Here is an 18,411-nt window from a genome sequence, read left to right as displayed (position 1 = left end):
AAACCCTGTCTGGTCGGCGTAAACGCCGACCGGCTGGCGAACCGCAAGGCCCCAGAATGACCGATTCCGATATTCCTCGTCACAATACTGAGCCAATGGCGAATATCGGTCACGAGGTCGATGACAGCGGCTTGGTGGCCTTTGCGGCCTTGCTCGCCATGCAACGGATTGCGGTCGAGCCGGCCCAGCTCCGGCATAGTCTGGGCCACCATGAGGCGATCACGGCAGGCGATCTCCTTCGTCTGGCAAAAAGACAGGAGGACGTTCGCGCTAAAGCGATCCATTCGACTTTCGACAAGCTGGCACGGCAACCGTTGCCCGCCCTCGCAAATGGCCCAGCCGGCTGGTTCATCATTGGCCGAGTGCTTGGTGACGAAGCCTTGGTGCAGTTGGCCAGCGCCCCGCCGGGCCAGATCAGCAAACTCAAGAGGTCCCAGCTTGATGAAATCTGGTCAGGCGAGGTTGTGCTGATCACCACTCGCGAGAGCGTTTCTACTGCCACCAGCCGGTTCGACGTTAGCTGGTTTATCCCCCAATTAGTCAAATACCGCCGCTTGATTGGCGAGGTCCTCCTCATCACGCTCGCGATTAACCTCCTCGGGCTTGCTGCGCCCCTATTCTTCCAAAATGTCGTTGACAAGGTGCTGGTTCACAACACTCTGGATACCTTGCGGATCCTCGTGATCGGTTTCCTCGCCGTCTCGATTTGGGAGACGATGTTCGGCTGGCTGCGCACGAGGCTATACTCTGAAACGAGTCAGAAGATCGATGTCGAGCTAGGCGCCAAGCTGTTTCGCCACCTGCTCGGGCTCCCGATGGGCTATTTTGAGGCGCGGCGCGTCGGCGACATCGCTATGCGAGTCCGCCAGCTAGAGACAATCCGCGAATTTTTGACGAATGCCTCCCTGACTATATTGGTCGATCCGCTCTTCACCGTGATCTTCCTCGCTGTGATGTGGATGTATTCAGTAAAGCTTTTCCTGATCTCGATCCTAATGATCCCGGCGTATTTGGCCGTTGCGATTTTCATCACCCGCCCGTTGCGAGCGCGGATCGAGGAGAAGTTCGAGCGCAGCGCCGCCAACAACGCGATGCTCGTCGAGGGCATCGGCGGAATGCAGACGATCAAGGCCGCAGCGGTCGAGCCGCAGTGGCAGCAGCGATGGGAGCGCCAACTTGCCGGTTATTCGATGGCCAGTCAGAAGGTCATTAATCTCGGCAACACTGGATCGCAGCTTATCCAGCTGATTTCGAAACTGAACATGGGGGCGATACTCTACTTCGGTGCTGAAGCCGTGATTGAAGGATCGCTCACCGTTGGAGGCCTCGTTGCCTTTAATATGTTCGCGCAGCGTGTGTCGGGCCCGGTCATTCGCATGGCCAAGCTCTGGCAAGACTTCCAGCAGGTCCGCATCGCCATCGAGCGCTTGGGTGACGTACTCAACCAGCCGATCGAACCTGGCTCTGGCAGTCGCACTGCTTTGCCCGCTATCAAGGGACACATAACCTTCTCAGGTGTTAAATTCCGCTATGGTCTGGAGGGCACCTGGACCGTTGAAGATATCGATCTCGATATTCCGCCGGGTAGAACGCTCGGTATTGTCGGATCGTCGGGTTCGGGGAAATCGACCCTCACTAAGCTGTTGCAGCGCCTTTATGTGCCGGCAACGGGGCGCATCCTGATCGACGGGGTGGATATAGCTCAAATCGATCCAGCTTGGCTGCGCCGGCAGATCGGGGTGGTCTTGCAGGAAAACCTTCTGTTCAACCGTTCGATCCGTGAGAACATTGCTCTGGCAAATCCTGCCATGCCGCTCGATACCGTGATTGCCGCCGCCCGCTTGGCCGGCGCACATGACTTTGTGGTGGGCCTGCCGCAAGGTTACGACACATTGATCGAGGAACGTGGCACCAATCTCTCGGGGGGCCAACGCCAACGGCTGGCAATCGCGCGTGCGCTAATCACCAACCCACGGATATTGATACTGGACGAGGCAACGTCCGCGCTCGATGCCGAAAGCGAGGAGATCATCCAGAAGAACCTGAAAGCTATGGCCGCAGGGCGCACGGTCCTTATCATCGCCCACCGTCTCTCGGCCATTCGCCAATGCGATACGATCATCGCGTTGGAGGCAGGTCACATCGTTGAGCGTGGCAGCCACGCGGAACTTCTACGTGCAAACGGGCGCTATGCCGACCTTCATCGTCGCCAAAGCGGGACTGCGGGAGCGACGGCATGAGCTTGGCCCATCATTGGGGTGTCATTCGTAAGGCCTTGCGAGACGACCGGGAGCGCCAGCGCACTGTGCTGCGCACGACTGAGCACGACTTTCTTCCCGCTGCGCTCGAAGTGATCGAACGCCCGGTGTCGCCGACCGCACGGGTTACCGCCTGGACAATGCTCGGCCTGCTCACGGTCGCACTGCTCTGGCTGTTCCTAGGACGCGTCGACGTTGTAGTATCGGCGACGGGCAAGCTGGTCCCTGCCGATGATGTCCAACTGATCCAGCCCGGCTCCGGTGGGATTGTCCACACGATTTTGGTCCGCAACGGTCAGCGGGTCCGCGCAGGTCAGCCGCTGGTCGAACTCGATCCCACCGTCTCCGACGCCGACACGGCGCAAGCGAGCAAGGCGCTTGAGACTGCGATGCTCGACGCCGCGCGGCTGCGCGCCATACTTTCCGCGCTCGACGGCCATGGTCTGGGCTTCACTCCGCCTGCCGGAACCACGGCCGACGTCGCCGCCACCCAGATCGCGCTTGCCCGCGCCCAGCTAGCCGAGATCCGGGCGGGTAGCCAGACGCGAGCCGCAGACACCGAATCCGCCCGCGCTGCCCGGGCCGAGGCAGAAATTCAGGCGGCCAAGCTCAACGAGACCCTGCCCCTGCTCGATGAGCAGATTGCCGCCAACGAAACGCTGCTCGAAAAGGGCTATGTCTCGAAGCTCCGCGTCATCGAGATGCGCCGCCAGCGCCTCGTCGCCGGGCGGGATCGCGACGCAGCGCTCGCCACTGCGCGCAAGGCCGAGGCACAAATAGCGGTGGCCGGCGGTAATTCCAGCCGGTCCACCGCCGAAGCTCGCGCACGCGTGCTCGCCGATCTCGCTAAAGCCGAGAGCGACGCGAGGCTGCGCGCGGAAGAGCTGACCAAGGCGACCAAGCGCGGCAGCCTCCAGCGCCTCGTCAGCCCCGTCGACGGCACGGTCACGCAACTTGCCGTCCATACCGTCGGCGGCGTGGTTGAGGCGGCCAAGCCGATCATGGTTATCGTGCCAGCGCGTGGGAAGCTGGTCGCGGAAGTGGCGATCGCAAATAAGGATGTCGGCTTCGTCGGCGCCGGCCAGCCAGTCGCGCTCAAGATCGAGGCCTTTCCATTTACGCGTTACGGCACTGTACCGAGCAGGCTTGAGCATATCAGCTCGGATGCGGTGCAGGACGAGAAGCGCGGCCTCATCTACACCGCGCGGGTGACGCTTGACCGGGCGACGATCCGGCGGGATGGTACAACGATCCCGCTTACGCCCGGCATGGCGGTCACCGCCGACGTCCGCACCGGCCGCCGGTCGCTAGCCTCCTATTTGCTGAGCCCGATCGACAAGATGCGCACGACGGCGGCGCGGGAGCGCTAACGCCTTCTTTCTCTCGGGAGCGGGACGCCGCGTATATGCCGCGTATGGGCGCACCCACCATGGTCGGGCAGCGCGAGGATAAGTCACTTCTCGCTCTGCTGAGGCGCCGCAACCTTCACCAGGCATCTTACGGTTCGTTTCGTCTTGTTCGCCGCCTTCTCGCAATTGGCAATCGTCTCGCGGTTCTGATGTCGCATCTCGGCGGCATCGGAAATCGCCCGCCACGCCTCGGGGCTCCCAACGCGTAGCAGGCGTACCCCAGCTTCCCATATTGACGGTTCACCGAGCACGCGCGCCGCGACCTTCTCCGGCATATGCCAGCTCTCCGGAAGGGCACGGGTGATCGGACCGGGTACGATCGCCCACAGCAGGCAACCCGCCAGAACGCCTCCGCCGCCGGCCAACTTTAGCCACTCCCGCTGCTCATGCGCGGACTTCGCCGATGCCACTATTCGCCCAAGTTCTCGCACCGCATGATCATACCGATTCTCCGCCGCGCCGATCTGCTCCCGGTCGGACTGGCGCGCCTTCCGTGCGGCCTGGTCCATCCGTTGCGCCATGGTTTCGGGGGTCATTTCCATGGCAGGTTTTGCGGCGATGTCGGCCAGCGTCTTCGTCGCCGTGTTGAGGTGCTGCGCCATCTCGCCGAGCGTTGAATTATAATCCGGGATGTCGATGTTAGCCTTTTCTGTCGCGAGGTTCTCGACCGCGCGGCGCATGAGCGCAATCTCACCTTCGAGCCGCGAGAACGCCGCTGCGGCGGGGTCAATTGTGTCGATTAGCTGAACGTCATTCGTCATCATCCTTCTCCTACATGCCTATTCCGATGCCGAGGGAGCGGCTGCGGCCGATCCCTGCGATCTCGGCAAGCTCCCGTCCGATCGGGCGCACCGAGCGCACATCGATGCCGAGCGCGGCCTTGCGGGAGCCAAGGATCGATTCCACTTGCGCATCGCGTTCGAGGCTTTTCACCATCGTGCCCATCTGGCCGCCGACTTTGCGCGCGGCGTCATGCTCGCCGTTCCGAGAAAGCGATGCGCGTTGCTGATGCAGTCGCTGCCAGTTCTCGGTGAACCGATCGGCGCGTTTGGCGGGATCGATGCGGATTTCGGCTTCAAGTTGCATCGCGCGAACCGCGGCCTGCGTGTTTCCTTGTGCCGCTGGACGAACCAACTCGGGCTGACGCTCGAACGCCGCCGCCAGATCAGCCCGCGCATGCGGCCGACACGCATCGAGGGCGGTCCCCGCCTTGTCGAGTGCCTCGCGTTGATGCCGGAGCACTGGCAACTGTTTGGCCCGCATGCGATCGATGTCGGCGTGGGCGCGAGCATAACGCTCGACCGCGCGCTGGGTGTCGTTCGTTCTGGACGTGCCCGGTGGTTCGATGCTGGCCCGCTTCACGGTCGGCTGGAAACCAGCGAAGATGCTGCGCGCCTTTTCCGGAGCTTTGCGCACGATCTCGGCGGCACGCTCGCGCAACGTAAGTCCGCGCCGCTCGGCGAACGCGCGCGCCGGATCGTTGCGGGCATAATCGCCGGCCATATCCTTGGTGCGCTCGCGCGACAGCGTGCGTACCAGCTTGCCCTGATCGGCAAAGTCATCACGGCCATAATGCAGAGCCAGGCCGTCGCGGTGACGCGACATCGCGACATAGGCGCCGTGGCTGTCCATGCCGGGCGTCGCGAGCACATGGGTGCGATCGACGGTCATGCCCTGCGCCTTGTGGATCGTCGCCGCATAGCCATGATCAAGGTCGCGATAATCCTTGGTGTCGAACGCGACACGGCGCCCATCGTCGGTGCTAACGGCCATATGCTGTTCGCTGACGCGCTCGACCGTACCGAGCGTGCCGTTCTTCACGCCAAGGCTGCGTTCATTGCGCAGGAACATGATACGATCGCCCGATGCGAACACCCGGTCGCCGCGCTCGACCTTGAGGATGACCTCGTCGCCCAGATCGCCGCTTGCACGCATGCGGTCACGCGCGGCTTCGTTGAGCGCGCGCACCTCGTCGTTAGTGTGAGTCAGGATGATCCGGCTGCCATTCGGATCGCGCTTCCGGTCGCGATCCCAACTCTCTACAAGTTCCGTGCGCGCCACCTCCCGCGTCTCGGCGGCGCGCACCATGCCCGCCTCGTCATAGGCGCGGATCGCATAGCCGGTACGGCCCGTGGCAAGCTCGCGCGTCGCCTCGCGCTGCCAGCCTTCATGCTGACGCCGAACCTCGCCGATCTCGACGCCGCCGTGCCGCTCGTGGAGCGATCGGAACGCCGCGCCCGCCTCGATCGATTGCAGCTGTTGCGGGTCACCGACCAGCACGACCTTGGCGCCGGCATCGGCGGCGTGCGACAGCACGCGCTCCATCTGGCGCGTGCCGACCATCCCGGCCTCGTCGATGACAAGCACATCGCGCGGGCCGAGCAGATCGCGGCCCTGCGACCAGCCGTGCTCGAGACTGGCAATTGTCCGCGAGGCAATGCCCGAACCATTCTCAAGGGCCTCCGCAGCGATGCCCGACAATGCGGCGCCGCGCACTTCCAACCCAGCGTGCTCCCATGCCCCGCGTGCCTGTCCCAGCATGGCACTCTTGCCCGTTCCGGCATAGCCGATGACGATTGCGAGATCGTGCCCGCTTGTTATATGTTTGAGTGCGGCCTGCTGCTCACGACCGAGCACCAGGCCAACACTCCCGGCTGCGTCAGTGGTTCGCTGCAAAGACGCGGCCGGGAGACCATGACGCAACTGCCCGGCGAGCCGATCGGCCGCGAGTTGGAGGCGCTCTTCGGTCTCGATCATGTCGCGCGATGTGAACCGATCCTCGCCGCGTCCGTCCGTGCCGAGCACGATCAGGTCGGGCGATGACCGCACCGCGCTTGTCACAGCATCATACTGCTCGCGCCCGTCGCTGTGCCGATGCGCAAACATGGCAAGATCGCGGTCGGTAAAAGTCGCTTGGACGTGGGTGATTGCGTCCAATGCCAGGCGCGGGTTGGCGATGATCCGCTCGCCGTTACGCTGCGCGATCTCGCGGTGCTGCTCGATACGCTCGGCCTCTAACCCGCGCCCCTCCATGCGCGATGCCGCTGGACCGATCTTATCCTGCGGCTCAAGGTCGATGCCCTGTGCTTCAAGGCTGCGATGATCGACGCGCGCGTCGATATCGAGTTCCGCCAGCCGTTCATTGACATGATCGGCCCAGCGCTCGCGCCATTGCTCGACAAGCTCGGTGCGGTTCCAGTCGCGGACTTTCGCACCGAAGCCTGCTTCGCCATCCTCGCCGACGACGATCTGGCGCATCGTCAGCATGACATGGGCGTGGGGCTTGGCCTGTCCGTCCGCGCCGATATCCCAATGGACATTGAGGTCGGCGACCATGCCGTGGTCAACAAACTCGCGCTGCACAAAATCTCGCGCGAGCTCGATACCCTGCGCCTGGTTCATCTCGCGCGGGATCGCGAACTCGACCTCGCGCGATAGCTGAGCGTCTTTGCGTTTCTCGAACGCCTCGACGTCATTCCACAGCCGTTCCCGGTCGCGCCATTCGTCGGGGGCACTCTCGGGGAGCAGGACTTCGCTGTGCACGACGCCTGATTTGTTGGTGAAGTCATGCGCGCGGTCGAGCCGCTCATCGTGCAGCCGGTCGGCCGTCCGATAGGCGGCCGCCGCGACAGCGCTGCGGCCGGCGGCGCGGCTGATGACTTTAACCGAGAGATGGAAGATTGCCATGTCGGCGATCCATCTACACTTCAAAAGCCACGTCGGCACGACGTATAAGCGCGCCCTCACACGGAAAAATCCGCGGAGGGACTAGGCTGTGCCAAGCTGTCCCGACGACCTTGCTGCGCATCGACAGGCGCATCCCTATGATGGGCGCATCACCCCATCATGGAGATGCGACATGCGCAAACCCCGCGATATCGATTCGGAACTGAAGGTGCTCGAAGCCAAGGCGAAAACCCTCAAGGACCGCCGTGTTCGCCAACTCGGCGAACTCGTCATTGCCACCGGCGCCGATGCACTCGACACAGACTTGCTGACCGGAGCATTGCTGGGTGTAGTCGCGACGAAGGACACAATCGCGAAGGAGGGCTGGCGCAAGGCGGGCGCGGCCTTCTTTCAACGCGGCGCACGCAAAGCTGCGACGGGAACTGATCGCGGCGCAGCGAATGAAACGTCGCCTGACAGCCATGCGGCATCGGCTTGAGCTGGCAGAGGCGCGAACTGGCATGCGCGAGTGGCAGATCAAACGCCGCGAACGCACGCGCCAACTGATCGAACTCGGCGGGCTCGTCGTGAAGGCGGGGCTTGTCGATCTGGCCGACGATGACCGCGCGATGCTCTACGGCGCGTTCCTATGGATGGCCGAAAAATTGCGAAGCGAGGATGGCGCGCATGCATCGACTATCTGGAAGCGCAAAGGTCGACGAGCGTTCGCCGCAGACGCGTTGCCCGACGAAGACCGTCCTGCCATACGCGCGCGATGACACAAGAACTGACCGACGCCATTCTTCGCGTGGTGGAGCGCGCGCCGCAATGGATACGGCGCGACCTTGATGCAAAAGATCCGGTCGCGCGCGTCCGCGCCGAGGAAACGCTTGCGGCGATGATCGCCGATGCGCTCGACCAGCAGGGCGACGGCGAGACCTGAGAGCTACTTCGCGTTCGGGCGGCGTGTAGCGGCCTTCTTGCGCCCGCCGCCGCGCCCCTTGGTGCCAAGGCCGATTTCTAATGCAAGCGCGCGGCGCTTCTCGGCGTAGTTCGGCGACACCATCGGATAATCCTTCGGCAGGTTCCACTTGGCTCGATAATCGTCAGGCGTCATGCCGTAATGCGTCATCAAGTGACGGCGCAGCATCTTGAGCTTCTTCCCGTCTTCGAGGCAGACGATGTAATCGGGCTTCACCGACGCGCGGATCGATACCGCGGGCTCCTGTTTGACCTCAGGCTCTTCCGTCGTGCCCAGTCCCGCAAGCGCGTCATGCACCGAGCGGATGATGAGCGAAATATCCGATATGGCGACGCTGTTGTTGCTCACATGCGCCGCGACAATATCAGCCGTCAGCGTGACAAGCGTTTCCTGGTCTTCCATTTTCATCTCCATCGAAGTGGCATCGTTCGCTAACTAAGTTGTTGGCGTGTGCCATGCACGCATGTTGCGAGCGCTTCAAGGACATCGAACGCGGCGCCGCTAGTCGAACTCTTTCAGCGCGCGGCGCAGCGCGATCAGCGTCGCTGCGATATGCCGCTCGACCTCCTTGACGTCGATATCGAGCCGCCGCGCAATGCGCTCATAACTCAAATCCTCGAAGCGGTGCATGTAGAACACTTCGCGCGTCAGTTTCGGCAGCTCGGCGATAGCTTCTTCTGCGCGCGCCAAGCGCGGGTCTTCCGGCGCAGCCGAACATCGAAGCGGCGACGCCCGCCACCGCCAGATACGCCCGAGCATCACGAGTGTCCCGCGAGGCAGCGCGGCACGACGCCAGCGCACGCATCATGTGATATTCGACCGTTGCGATGCTGATCCCCACGTGCTCGGCGATCTGCTTGTAAGTCATGCGGCGCAACCGGTGCAGCAGGAACACGCGCCGGGTTTTGGGCGGCATGGCGCGGACCGCCTGCCGGTAGACGAACAGCAGGTCAGCGGCTTCGATCCGCCATGTCTGCTCGGCGCGCGACGCCGCGTCGCGATTTTCGTCCAGTGGGAAGACGATGGAACAATCCCGCTTCTTCTGGCGTGCGCGGTCGATCAGCAGATTGCGCGCTATACGACTGAGATAGGCGGGCGGATTGTCGATCCGTTTCAACGCCCCGCTGCCGAACAAGCGCGCGAACGCCTCCTGCACCAACTCGGGCGCTGCATCGCGGCCGACTCGCCGACGAAAATAGCGAAGCAGCCGTGCATGTTCGGCGGGGAGCGCGGCTTGGAACGCCGCCATAGGAGTATGGAGCGTCATGGCCGCGCCCTCCCGCGTTCTTGCTCGCCAAGCGGAGCATCGCGCGAGGCGCGATAGAGGGTGATGCCCGCTTCGATCCGGTCGAGAATGAAGGTGTCGCGCTCGGCCTTCGCGATGCGGATGTCGGACTTGGCATAGATTTCGAGATCGACCGCGCAGCGGTCCCCAAGCTCGCTGCGGATGACGTCGCGGGCGCGCTGCCAGCAGCGTTCGTCGGTGAACAGCGGATGGTTGACGACGATCCAGAACTCGTAATCGGAAAAGTCGATCGTCCGTGTGTCTTCGTACCAGGATCGCCGGGCGTAGGGACCGATCAGGATGATGCGTTTGATCTGTCCCGGCTCGGGCGCCTGAGCGTGCGAAGTATCGAAGAAGCATCGCAAGACGCGCGTGATCCGTTCGATTTCACGCTGCTTGCGCCGGATGAGATGGCCGACGCGCGCCATTACGACTTCGCGCGCGTAAACGTCGTTTGTTGGGGTGGTCATGGTAAGCTCGCACAGCGGCGGTCCGCGCGTTGGTGCGCGGATGTGCAAGCGGTGTCCGCTGGGCCGCTGGTGCGGCGTTCAGCAACTGCCCGACCGAAATGGCCGAACCTACATGATGCCTGGCAGGGTTATCCTCAGGATGACCGCCAGTCACTTCATCCCGCGGGCAGGATTATGCCAGAATCCGCGAGTCCGGACAAGTCGCGTAGCGGAAGGGGTTGGGGCAATAGTTGCCGTTCCGGAATCGACCATTTGCGGACGTTTAGCATTCACGGGATACTAACCCCGAAAGAGCATCAGTTATGAATGCACTTTCGATACGATGACATAATCGCACAGATTTCGGGCCGCCCCACTTGGTGGTTTAACGGTGTGCCTCGCTATAGCGCGTTCGATCCAGCTATGATCGGATCGTTCGAAATTGCGTTGGTTCATACTGAATGCCGGGAATGTCGAACTCGCTATGACGTTGCGATTGGCCCGCAACCTCCATCCTTCGCTTCGCTTCGGGATGTAATCTCTTTCGAAAACCGCCTTAATGTGGGTGACCCGCCATTTGCGTGCGCCGAAATGGGCGCACGCTGCAGCGGGGGTTATTGCATGACATCTCTCGAAATTCGCGTGCTTGAGTTTTGGACGAAAGATGGGCGAATCTCAAACACGTGGCGCCGCGATGCTGATTGGGAGCGTCCCCTCATCCACGCGAACTGGGATTCCGACGCTCAAGATGACGAAGGTGTTTGGGGCCGTATTCTGGATTCAGATCGGATTGACGAATGGTCGCAAGCGCGTCGCGACGGAGACTTTGCTACTATGGTTGCGATCCTCAAAGAGTTCGATTGCGAGCGCCCCTTGGAAGTGGCGCACATGATTGACGTCGAACGCCGTTATCAACGTTTGAACGACAAAACATCGGCGATAAGGAATGATCGCTTCGGCGAAAATTGAGCGTCCGCTTCCCACCCCACTTTTGCCGTTCCGACTTCAACTAGCGCCCTGAACCGGGCGCTGGAATGATACGCGTGGCCTGAACGCTTATCCGCGCGCGGCATCTTCAAGCTTGGCGATCTTGTCGGTGCAGACCTGATGGACGATGCGGCCAAGTTCTTCGACGCGCGCGCTCAGCCAGTCCAGTTCATCTTCGCTGATCTTGTAATGCTTCGAATAACGCGCCTTGGTGTAGGCCTCTTTCAATTTCTGAAACATTGCGCGGTCGCGGCGATTGTCGTCAGGCCAGACGCCGTAGAGGCGCCGGTCCAGCCCCTCGGCGAGCGAGCGCAGGAATGCGATGTTATGATTGTAGGGCGAGTAATAGGTCAGCGTGAGGAGAAGACAGGCATACAGACGCTCGGTCGCCTGATGTAGATTGAACGCCGCGTCACGATATTCGCCCTGCGATCTGCAGAACAAAAAAATCTTCTGAGAACTTGTGGCGAGGGGCATCCACTCGTCGAAATATTCCCTCGCCACACCCAGCGCTTGCTGCGGTGTCTTGGGCTTGGGGCTGTGAAGCTCTCGGTCGTCGGCTTCGTACAGCGCGACACCATCCTTCGCGACTTCCATGAAGAAAACACGGCCATGCGCCAGTCCGTCATTCACTTCGTGCAGCGAATGGACGATGAAATTGACCGGGGTCCGCAGCGTCTTCGCGATCGTGTAGGAGCGGATCAGCCGTTCCTCGGCCTTCGCCCAATAGGCGGCGCGGTCAGTCAGCTCCTTCTGGCTGACGATAACGAGGATATCGTAGTCGGATTTATACTGGTTCGCCGACAGCGGCGCATCGACCCAATCGCCGCGGGCATGACTGCCGAACAGGATGATCTTGAGGATGCGGGCGCCCTTGCGGCGCCCGGTCGCATTTTCGGTAGCCTGACCGAACTCGTCGAACAATATCTCGACGATGCGTTCGAGCTCGCGCTGCTTAGCGGCAGGAAGATGATCGATGTCGGTGCGCATGTGCCCAAGAATCTTCGGGAAGTTCCTGCGCTTTGGCAAGGACAGAATGCCCTGGGCTTTCGCGCCGGCGTCAGCCGACGAGACGGCGCGGAGCAGCGGAATAGAGCGCGGCCGGCTTAGGCGGGACGCTCCCCGAATCACTTCAGGCATCGGATCCGAGGGTTTCGAACGATCATGAACCTCTTCGTTGGAGGTCGTTCGCCTCCAATGGGACGGCATGGGAAAAAAGATTAGCGACGCTGCGGGACGCCAGCAAACGACAGGGGACGACAGGACCCGACAGAGCCCGCCGTGGTTGCGAAGCCGCAGTGAAGAGACAGTTGTACGGCGCAAAAAGATCGCCAATTCTGCACGTGGGGCATCGTCAAACGCTAGATATGAAAGGATCCCGATGTCCAATTCCGAACGGATAATTCGTCTAAAAACCGTCCTTGACCGTACCGGGCTTTCGCGTTCGACCATGTATCGAAAGATCGCAGAAGGCACCTTTCCAGGTCAGGTGCCGATCAGCCTCCATGGCGCCGGCTGGTATGAGTCCGCCATCAACCGATGGATCGCCGATCCAAGGCACTACCGCGAAGATCGCGCCGAATGACGCGAAGGCCGGGTTACTCCCCGGCCTTCGCCTTGCGGAACTCGCCCTTGAGCACCTTGGCGCCACCACGGAGAAAATCAAGATGATCGGACCAGTGCTGCATCATGCGGACGCGCTCATCCCAATATTCACCGCGCGTATATGCGCGCCGCACGGCGTTGTTGTCCTGGTGGGCAAGCTGCCGCTCGATCGCGTCGGGATGCCATAAGCCCATTTCATTGAGCAGCGTGGCCGCCATCGCCCGAAAGCCGTGGCCGGTCATTTCATCTTGGGCGAAGCCCATGCGCCGCAGCGCCGCGTTGATGGTGTTCTCCGACATGGGACGATCGATCGAACGGAGCGATGGGAACAGGTAGCTGCTGTAGTCAGCGTCGTGCTCGATCGTTTCGAGGATGGCGAGCGCTTGCCGGGACAGAGGGATGCTGTGGATGSGGCGCATCTTGGTCTTGTGCTTCGGGATGACCCAGAGCGCCTTGTCGAAATCGAAGTCGGCCCATTCGGCATAGCGCAGCTCGCCCGGGCGCACGAACACATGAGGCAGGAGCCGCAGCGCTGCCTTTGTGTTGGGATGGCCCTCAAACGCATCGATGGCACGCAGCAGGCCGCCCGCTTCATTGGCGCCGGTGATCGCCGCGCGGTGGACTGGCTGGGGGGCGATGAGCGCGCCACGCAAATCGGTGGCCACATCGCGCTCTGCGCGGGCCGTGGCGATGGCATAGCGGAATATCTGGCTGCAAGTGCTGCGAAGCCGCTTCGCGGTCTCGTAGCGGCCTCTGCTCTCCATCTTGCGGAGCATGACTAAAAGCTCCTGCGCCGAGATGGAGGCGATGGGGCGCTTGCCGATTGACTCGTTGATGAAGTCCAGCAGCCAGCGCGATTTCTTCATGGTGACGGCGGAGCGGCCTTCGCGCTCGACCTTCCCAAGCCATTCGTCGGCAACCGCCTTGAAGCTGTTGGATGCCGCGACGGTGGCCGCGACCTTATCGAGCTTGATCTGCTCTGCGGGATCATCGCCATGTGCGAGGACCTTCCGCGCTGCGTCGCGCCGCTGGCGGGCTTCGGCAAGGCCTGTGTCTGGATAGACGCCGAACGCCAGCGTCTTCTGCTTGCCCAAGTGGCGGTAGTTCATGCGCCAATAGCGTCCGCCGTTGGGGGTCACATACAGAAACAGCCCGTCAGAATCGGCGAGTTTGTAGGGTTTTTCGCGGCCTTTGGCGTTTTTGATAGCAACAGCAGTAAGTGCCATGATGGTATCTCCGACAAGGGGAGAACCGCGCTACCATCGAATATACCATCGAGATGGTGGTATCCGGTGGTGCGAAGTCGCTCCATATGGGATACCTATACCACAAAAAACCGCAGAAATCAGCCGCTCTTGGCACATACTGGAACTCTCTGGGAAAGAGAGTTGGTGACCCCTACGGGACTCGAACCCGTGTTTTCGCCGTGAAAGGGCGACGTCCTAGACCGCTAGACGAAGGGGCCGTCTGATCGGTGAAGCGGCGCATTAGCCGTGCGTGTTCCCCCGGTCAAGGACTCAATCGGCGCTAATTTAACCGTGCCGCGAATGGCATACCGCCTGCAGCTTGTTGCCTTCCGGATCGCGGACATAGGCGCCGTAATAGTTGGCGTGATAATGCGGGCGGAGCCCCGGCGCGCCCTCGTCGCTGCCGCCGTTGGCAAGCGCCGCGGCATGAAAGGCATCGACCGTTGCCCGGTCGGGCGCGATGAAGGCGATGTGGGTGCCATTGCCGACCGACATCGGCTCGCCATTAAAGGCCGGGCCGACGAAGACCTTGGGGCCGGTCGGCGTGCCATAGCCCTTCCCTTCGCTCTGCCGCACGAATCCGGGATGCCCGAGCACCGCCATGATCGCGTCGTAAAAGGCTTCGGCGCGGGCGAAATCGTCGATGCCGATTGTGGTGTGGCTGTACATCGTCGCTCTTCCCTTCGTCCCTTCAGTCGGCCCAGGCTGCATCCTCGAGATGGAGTTCGGCCGCCGGCCGGCTGCCCCAATCGTCGCGTTTCGCGCGCCCCGCGAGCCATAGTTTGCGGTTGCCGCGTGCGTGGAGCAACGCCTGACCCAATTCGGTTTCGGCGCTGCGGAACGCGACCGCCTTGAAGCGTGCGCCGTCGTCGCCCGACACGATCAGGCGGACATGGTCGGTGCCGACGATTCCTGCTTCGACGATCCGCACCGGCCCGGTCGCGACGCGCGGCGCGGGCCAGCCGGCGCCATACGGCCCCGCGCTCTCGATCGCGTCGCACCACAAAGGATTGATCCCGCGCGGCGCAAGCACCGCGTCGATCAATAGCGACTTGTCGCCGCTCGCGCGCTCGACATCGGCGGCGAGCCGGTCGTTCAGATAAGCGCCGAGTGCGTCGACCTTGTCCGCCGCCACGGTCAGCCCCGCCGCCATCGCATGGCCGCCGCCGGCGACGAGCAGCCCCGTCTCTTTCGCGGCGAGGATCGCGGCGCCGAGGTCGACGCCGCTGATCGAGCGCCCCGACCCCTTGCCGACGCCATCCTCGTCGAGAGCGATGACGATCGCGGGGCGGTGCAGTCTTTCTTTCAGGCGCCCGGCGACGATACCGATCACCCCGGGGTGCCAGCCCTGTCCGGCGACGATCGCGACCGGGGCGTTGCCGCACGCCGCGCTCGCCTCGATGGCCTGGTCGAGCACCGCGGCCTCGATCGCGCGCCGCTCCTCGTTCAGCCGGTTGAGTTCGACGGCGATGTCGGCGGCTTCCTGTGGGTCCGATGTCGTGAGCAAACGTACGCCAAGGTCCGACTTGCCGACGCGCCCGCCGGCGTTGATCCGGGGACCGAGCGCAAAGCCCATATCGCTCGCGCTCGGCGGCTTAATGAGGCGCGCGGCATCCATCAGGGCGGCGAGGCCGGTGTTGCCGCGCCGCGCCATCACCTTCAGCCCCTGCGTCACCAGCGCGCGGTTGAAGCCGGTGAGCCGCGCGACGTCGGCGACGGTGCCCAAGGCCACAAGATCGAGCAGGTCGATCAGCGCCGGCTCGTCGCGCGTGGCGAAGAAGCTGCGCGCGCGCAGCGTACGGAGCAACGCGGCGCCGAGCAGGAAGGCGACCCCGACCGCGGCGAGATTGCCGTGGATCGCGGCGTCGGGCTCTTCGTCGAGCCGGTTCGGATTCACCAGCGCAAAGGCTGCGGGTAAAGTCGTCGCGCACTGGTGATGGTCGACGACGATCACCTCGACCCCCGCCGCATTGGCCTCGTTGATGGCGTCAAACGCCTGCGCACCGCAATCGACCGTGACGACGAGCTTCGACCCGGCTTCGCCGATCTTGACCAGCGCGGCGCCCGACGGGCCATAACCTTCCATCAGACGGTCGGGGATATAGGCGCCTGCGGGTAGCCCGAGCCCGCGCAACAGCCGCACGAGCAACGCGGCCGAGGTCGCGCCGTCGACGTCATAATCGCCGAAGATCGTCACCGCCTCCTTGCGCTCGACCGCATCGGCGAGCCGTGCGGCGGCGGCGTCCATGTCGCGGAACAGCGACGGATCGGGCATGAAACCGCGCAAGGTCGGCGTGCGCTGACGATCGAGGTCGTCGCGCGTCACCCCGCGCGCGAGGAGCAGCTGCGTCACGAGATCGTCGGGGGCGAGATTTTCGGACGCCATGTCGGCGCTCGCGCGCCGCCAGTGCCACGGCTGGCCCTTGATCGAGCGCGTGATGCCCAGCGCGGCTTCGCTCATGACCGTGCCCTCGCGGCGAGGATGCGGGTGCGCAGGTCCTGCGCGGCGGCGAGCGGGATCGCCGGAATCTCGTGCGTCGCGAGCGAACTGCCGCCGGGGACGCCGAACACCAAAGTCGCGAGGCCGAGCGGGCGGAGGATGAAATCGCTCTTCAGGTCGACGCTCTGCACCGAAGCGTGCGGGAGCAATGTCATCTTGGGTTTCCACCATCCGCGCCGGATCGCGACCTGCTCGCCAAGGTCGGTCCAGCGGTGATAGCGCGCGGCCCAGAAGGCGATCAGCGCGATCAGCGGCGCTGCGACGAGCGCCAGCCAGCCGACCGCATTGCCGAGCAGCAGGGCAATGCCGCCGCCGATCGTCGCGCACACCGCGCCGATCACCGGCCCGAGCGCGACGACGCGGTGACTGCGCTGCCACGACTGGCCGGCATCGGGGCGCTTTATGGCAACCTCGGCGAGCACCGGGTCGATATCTCCCAGCTTGGCAAAGGGGACGACCTGATGGTCGCGCTCCTTTCCGCCGTCGCTGGCGAGACTCTGCAGGCGGAGTTCGTGCCAGCCGAAGCGCCGGCGGAACCAGCCAGTGACAAGGATCGCCGCCTGCACGCGGCGCACCGGCACCGCGACGTCGGTGCGCGTCGTCAGGCCGCGGGTGCGGCGCAGCGCGCGCGGCTCACGCGTCAGGCGGAAATCCCAGTTGGCGAACAGCATGGTGGCGATCCCGCTCGCGAAACCGATCAGCAGCAGCGACAGGACCGCGCCGACGCCGGCGATCCAGCGATGCGCGAGCAGCCACTGGTCGAGGCCGTAATCCTCGGCAATATCAATCCAGTCCCTGGGGTTGAAGACGTTGAAATCGAACGGCAGCAGCCCGTCGAAAAACTGCATGCCCGCGCCGACCACCGCGAGCGCGGCGAGCGAGAAGTTGAATAGCCCCGCGACGAGCAACTGGCGCGGTGTCATCGCAAAGAGCAGCCGGTCCTCTTGGGCCGGCGCGGCCTCGGGCGCATCGGCTGCAACAGGCGCCACCGCCGCTTCGCCGCTCCTGTGCGCGCGGATCGTCGTGCGCAGCGCCTGCGCCGAATCGAGCGCGATGGCGTCGAGGCTCGCGTCATTCTCCTTGCCGCCCGCCCCCGTCTCGAACCCGACCTTGGCGATGCCGAGCGCGCGCGACACCAGCCCCTGCTCGATGCTGACGTCCTGGATGCGGTCGAGCGGGATGGTGCGATGCTGGCGCGAAAAGACGCCGCTTTCGATCACCACCTCGTCGTCGCCGACAAGAAAGCGGAAGCGCAGCCACTGGAACCAGGCGGCGAGCAGCGAGAAGAGCAGAAAGGCACCGACGGCGGGCACGATCCAGATCCAGTTGCCGGTGAACCCCAGCGCGGCGACCGCGGGCAGGAAATTGAGCGAGCGCGGCCCGAGCTTGACGACCGCGAGCGCCAGCGTCGCGGGATGCAGCCGCTGCCAGTTCGGTTCGTCCCCAAAATCGGTCGAGGGGATGGCGGGGATCACTGCGGCGTCGTCGCTCATGCGAAATCGGTCTGGATATGCCGGCGGATCGTCTCGCGCATCGCGGCGGCGAGGTCGGCGTGCAGCCCCGGCAGCGTCACCGTGCTGTTGTGCGTGCCCGACGTGTGGACGATCAGGTGCGACAGCCCGAACCAGCGCTCGATCGGCCCCTGCCCGACGTCGATATGCTGGACGCGCACAAAGGGCACGATCGTGTCGGTGCGGAACAGCCAGCCGCGCGCGACGCGCAGCTGTCCTTCGCCGATCTTGTACCCCCAGCGCGACACGCGCCGCGACGGGAAGCTGACGATCACGATCGCCGCGATCACCCACGCGGCCGCGGTGATCAGCCCGTAAGGCCCTTCGAGATGCCGGATGAGCAGCGCGTCGAACACACTCGCGCCAATCGCGAGCGGGATCAGGTTGAGCGCGGTCGCGATGCGCAGCACCTGCGTATAGGCGGGGTCGACCGGATCGAGCCCCTCGGTGGCGTTGAGCGCTTCTGCGTCGAAAGGATCGGTCGGGTGCGCGGGGGTGTCGGTCATATTCCT

Annotated in this window: 19 protein-coding genes and 1 tRNA gene; 7 read left to right on the top strand and 13 right to left on the bottom strand. The window is 63.5% G+C overall.

The features are described 5' to 3' along the window. Window positions 1–56: 56 nt before the first annotated feature. Window positions 57–2,240 (top strand): type I secretion system permease/ATPase, encoded by a 2,184-nt coding sequence (locus ASD73_RS14010; protein ID WP_156377387.1) that lies wholly within the window; start codon window positions 57–59, stop codon window positions 2,238–2,240. Beyond that, a complete protein-coding gene (locus ASD73_RS14005; protein ID WP_056373004.1) occupies window positions 2,237–3,628 on the top strand; it encodes an HlyD family type I secretion periplasmic adaptor subunit in 1,392 nt (463 codons plus the stop codon). The genes ASD73_RS14010 and ASD73_RS14005 overlap by 4 nt, the downstream gene beginning before the upstream one ends. A gap of 83 nt (window positions 3,629–3,711) precedes the next feature. Here the strand turns inward: ASD73_RS14005 and ASD73_RS14000 are convergent, their stop codons facing one another. Beyond that, on the bottom strand, window positions 3,712–4,428 hold the full coding sequence (locus tag ASD73_RS14000) for a DUF6118 family protein (RefSeq protein ID WP_235534425.1): 717 nt from the start codon (window positions 4,426–4,428) through the stop codon (window positions 3,712–3,714). Window positions 4,429–4,438: 10 nt separating this feature from the next. Beyond that, a complete protein-coding gene (gene traA / locus ASD73_RS13995; protein ID WP_056373002.1) occupies window positions 4,439–7,354 on the bottom strand; it encodes a Ti-type conjugative transfer relaxase TraA in 2,916 nt (971 codons plus the stop codon). Between the two features lie 172 nt (window positions 7,355–7,526). Here traA and ASD73_RS13990 point away from each other — a divergent pair, with 172 nt between their 5' ends. Genes ASD73_RS13990 through ASD73_RS23060 form a run of 3 tightly spaced genes read left to right on the top strand, consistent with a single transcriptional unit; the run spans window position 7,527 to window position 8,276 of the window. Then, a complete protein-coding gene (locus ASD73_RS13990; protein WP_056373001.1) occupies window positions 7,527–7,832 on the top strand; it encodes a conjugal transfer protein TraD in 306 nt (101 codons plus the stop codon). A 22-nt stretch (window positions 7,833–7,854) separates the two neighbouring features. After that, window positions 7,855–8,112, top strand: coding sequence for a conjugal transfer protein TraD (locus ASD73_RS13985; protein ID WP_056373000.1), 258 nt, complete (start codon window positions 7,855–7,857; stop codon window positions 8,110–8,112). Continuing rightward, entirely contained in the window at window positions 8,109–8,276 is a 168-nt protein-coding gene (locus tag ASD73_RS23060; RefSeq protein ID WP_200934943.1) for a DUF6771 family protein, read from the top strand. The genes ASD73_RS13985 and ASD73_RS23060 overlap by 4 nt, the downstream gene beginning before the upstream one ends. 3 nt (window positions 8,277–8,279) lie before the next feature. Here the strand turns inward: ASD73_RS23060 and ASD73_RS13980 are convergent, their stop codons facing one another. From ASD73_RS13980 to ASD73_RS13970, 4 genes are all read right to left on the bottom strand, one after another. Beyond that, entirely contained in the window at window positions 8,280–8,717 is a 438-nt protein-coding gene (locus ASD73_RS13980) for a MucR family transcriptional regulator (protein WP_443027968.1), read from the bottom strand. A gap of 99 nt (window positions 8,718–8,816) precedes the next feature. Further along, window positions 8,817–8,945, bottom strand: coding sequence for a sigma factor-like helix-turn-helix DNA-binding protein (locus ASD73_RS22950; RefSeq protein WP_235534424.1), 129 nt, complete (start codon window positions 8,943–8,945; stop codon window positions 8,817–8,819). Next, window positions 8,917–9,582: an RNA polymerase sigma factor gene (locus tag ASD73_RS22325; protein ID WP_235534423.1), complete on the bottom strand. Its 666-nt coding sequence runs from the start codon at window positions 9,580–9,582 to the stop codon at window positions 8,917–8,919. Before ASD73_RS22325 ends, ASD73_RS22950 begins: the two co-directional genes overlap by 29 nt. Further along, window positions 9,579–10,070: a hypothetical protein gene (locus ASD73_RS13970; protein WP_235534421.1), complete on the bottom strand. Its 492-nt coding sequence runs from the start codon at window positions 10,068–10,070 to the stop codon at window positions 9,579–9,581. The genes ASD73_RS22325 and ASD73_RS13970 overlap by 4 nt, the downstream gene beginning before the upstream one ends. Before the next feature lie 600 nt (window positions 10,071–10,670). On the opposite strand from ASD73_RS13970, the gene ASD73_RS22810 reads away from it, so the two are divergent. Continuing rightward, window positions 10,671–11,018, top strand: coding sequence for a hypothetical protein (locus tag ASD73_RS22810; protein WP_156377386.1), 348 nt, complete (start codon window positions 10,671–10,673; stop codon window positions 11,016–11,018). An 87-nt stretch (window positions 11,019–11,105) separates the two neighbouring features. On the opposite strand, the gene ASD73_RS13965 is transcribed toward ASD73_RS22810, so the two are convergent. Next, the gene (locus ASD73_RS13965) at window positions 11,106–12,371 is read right to left on the bottom strand and encodes a HEPN domain-containing protein (protein WP_327196925.1); all 1,266 of its coding nucleotides are present in this window, start codon (window positions 12,369–12,371) and stop codon (window positions 11,106–11,108) included. Between the two features lie 46 nt (window positions 12,372–12,417). Between ASD73_RS13965 and ASD73_RS13960 the strand changes: the two genes are divergently transcribed. Beyond that, the gene (locus tag ASD73_RS13960) at window positions 12,418–12,621 is read left to right on the top strand and encodes a helix-turn-helix transcriptional regulator (RefSeq protein WP_056372996.1); all 204 of its coding nucleotides are present in this window, start codon (window positions 12,418–12,420) and stop codon (window positions 12,619–12,621) included. A gap of 13 nt (window positions 12,622–12,634) precedes the next feature. Here the strand turns inward: ASD73_RS13960 and ASD73_RS13955 are convergent, their stop codons facing one another. The 6 genes from ASD73_RS13955 to ASD73_RS23280 all read right to left on the bottom strand — a co-directional run bounded on the left by ASD73_RS13955 (window position 12,635) and on the right by ASD73_RS23280 (window position 18,405). Next, window positions 12,635–13,867, bottom strand: coding sequence for a tyrosine-type recombinase/integrase (locus ASD73_RS13955; RefSeq protein ID WP_056376083.1), 1,233 nt, complete (start codon window positions 13,865–13,867; stop codon window positions 12,635–12,637). Window positions 13,868–14,030: 163 nt separating this feature from the next. After that, window positions 14,031–14,106: transfer RNA gene (locus tag ASD73_RS13950), tRNA-Glu, on the bottom strand. A 67-nt stretch (window positions 14,107–14,173) separates the two neighbouring features. Beyond that, window positions 14,174–14,557 carry a VOC family protein gene (locus ASD73_RS13945; RefSeq protein ID WP_056372994.1) on the bottom strand — a complete coding sequence of 128 codons (384 nt, stop codon included), beginning with the start codon at window positions 14,555–14,557 and terminating at the stop codon, window positions 14,174–14,176. A 22-nt stretch (window positions 14,558–14,579) separates the two neighbouring features. Continuing rightward, window positions 14,580–16,349 (bottom strand): single-stranded-DNA-specific exonuclease RecJ, encoded by a 1,770-nt coding sequence (gene recJ / locus ASD73_RS13940; RefSeq protein WP_056372993.1) that lies wholly within the window; start codon window positions 16,347–16,349, stop codon window positions 14,580–14,582. Next, window positions 16,346–17,881, bottom strand: a complete 1,536-nt coding sequence (locus ASD73_RS13935) for a PH domain-containing protein (protein ID WP_235534418.1) — start codon at window positions 17,879–17,881, stop codon at window positions 16,346–16,348. Before ASD73_RS13935 ends, recJ begins: the two co-directional genes overlap by 4 nt. Then, window positions 17,878–18,405: a PH domain-containing protein gene (locus ASD73_RS23280; RefSeq protein WP_235534416.1), complete on the bottom strand. Its 528-nt coding sequence runs from the start codon at window positions 18,403–18,405 to the stop codon at window positions 17,878–17,880. The genes ASD73_RS13935 and ASD73_RS23280 overlap by 4 nt, the downstream gene beginning before the upstream one ends. Window positions 18,406–18,411: the final 6 nt, after the last annotated feature.

The sequence above is a fragment of the Sphingopyxis sp. Root154 genome (genome assembly GCF_001427105.1).
Lineage (GTDB): Bacteria > Pseudomonadota > Alphaproteobacteria > Sphingomonadales > Sphingomonadaceae > Sphingopyxis.
Note: the sequence above shows the minus strand (reverse complement) of the source record. Positions and strands in the feature narration are given on the sequence as shown.

What these genes read in the sequence shown, in the direction of transcription:
- ASD73_RS13970 (WP_235534421.1), bottom strand. Translation starts at nt 10,070, where the DNA reads ATGACCACCCCAACAAACGACGTTTACGCGCGCGAAGTCGTAATGGCG.
- ASD73_RS14000 (WP_235534425.1), bottom strand. Translation starts at nt 4,428, where the DNA reads ATGACGAATGACGTTCAGCTAATCGACACAATTGACCCCGCCGCAGCG.
- ASD73_RS13980 (WP_443027968.1), bottom strand. Translation starts at nt 8,717, where the DNA reads ATGGAAGACCAGGAAACGCTTGTCACGCTGACGGCTGATATTGTCGCG.
- ASD73_RS13990 (WP_056373001.1), top strand. Translation starts at nt 7,527, where the DNA reads ATGCGCAAACCCCGCGATATCGATTCGGAACTGAAGGTGCTCGAAGCC.
- ASD73_RS13945 (WP_056372994.1), bottom strand. Translation starts at nt 14,557, where the DNA reads ATGTACAGCCACACCACAATCGGCATCGACGATTTCGCCCGCGCCGAA.
- ASD73_RS13960 (WP_056372996.1), top strand. Translation starts at nt 12,418, where the DNA reads ATGTCCAATTCCGAACGGATAATTCGTCTAAAAACCGTCCTTGACCGT.
- ASD73_RS13935 (WP_235534418.1), bottom strand. Translation starts at nt 17,881, where the DNA reads ATGAGCGACGACGCCGCAGTGATCCCCGCCATCCCCTCGACCGATTTT.
- ASD73_RS22325 (WP_235534423.1), bottom strand. Translation starts at nt 9,582, where the DNA reads ATGACGCTCCATACTCCTATGGCGGCGTTCCAAGCCGCGCTCCCCGCC.
- ASD73_RS14005 (WP_056373004.1), top strand. Translation starts at nt 2,237, where the DNA reads ATGAGCTTGGCCCATCATTGGGGTGTCATTCGTAAGGCCTTGCGAGAC.
- recJ (WP_056372993.1), bottom strand. Translation starts at nt 16,349, where the DNA reads ATGAGCGAAGCCGCGCTGGGCATCACGCGCTCGATCAAGGGCCAGCCG.
- ASD73_RS23280 (WP_235534416.1), bottom strand. Translation starts at nt 18,405, where the DNA reads ATGACCGACACCCCCGCGCACCCGACCGATCCTTTCGACGCAGAAGCG.
- ASD73_RS13985 (WP_056373000.1), top strand. Translation starts at nt 7,855, where the DNA reads ATGCGCGAGTGGCAGATCAAACGCCGCGAACGCACGCGCCAACTGATC.
- ASD73_RS23060 (WP_200934943.1), top strand. Translation starts at nt 8,109, where the DNA reads ATGACACAAGAACTGACCGACGCCATTCTTCGCGTGGTGGAGCGCGCG.
- traA (WP_056373002.1), bottom strand. Translation starts at nt 7,354, where the DNA reads ATGGCAATCTTCCATCTCTCGGTTAAAGTCATCAGCCGCGCCGCCGGC.
- ASD73_RS22810 (WP_156377386.1), top strand. Translation starts at nt 10,671, where the DNA reads ATGACATCTCTCGAAATTCGCGTGCTTGAGTTTTGGACGAAAGATGGG.
- ASD73_RS22950 (WP_235534424.1), bottom strand. Translation starts at nt 8,945, where the DNA reads ATGCACCGCTTCGAGGATTTGAGTTATGAGCGCATTGCGCGGCGGCTC.
- ASD73_RS14010 (WP_156377387.1), top strand. Translation starts at nt 57, where the DNA reads ATGACCGATTCCGATATTCCTCGTCACAATACTGAGCCAATGGCGAAT.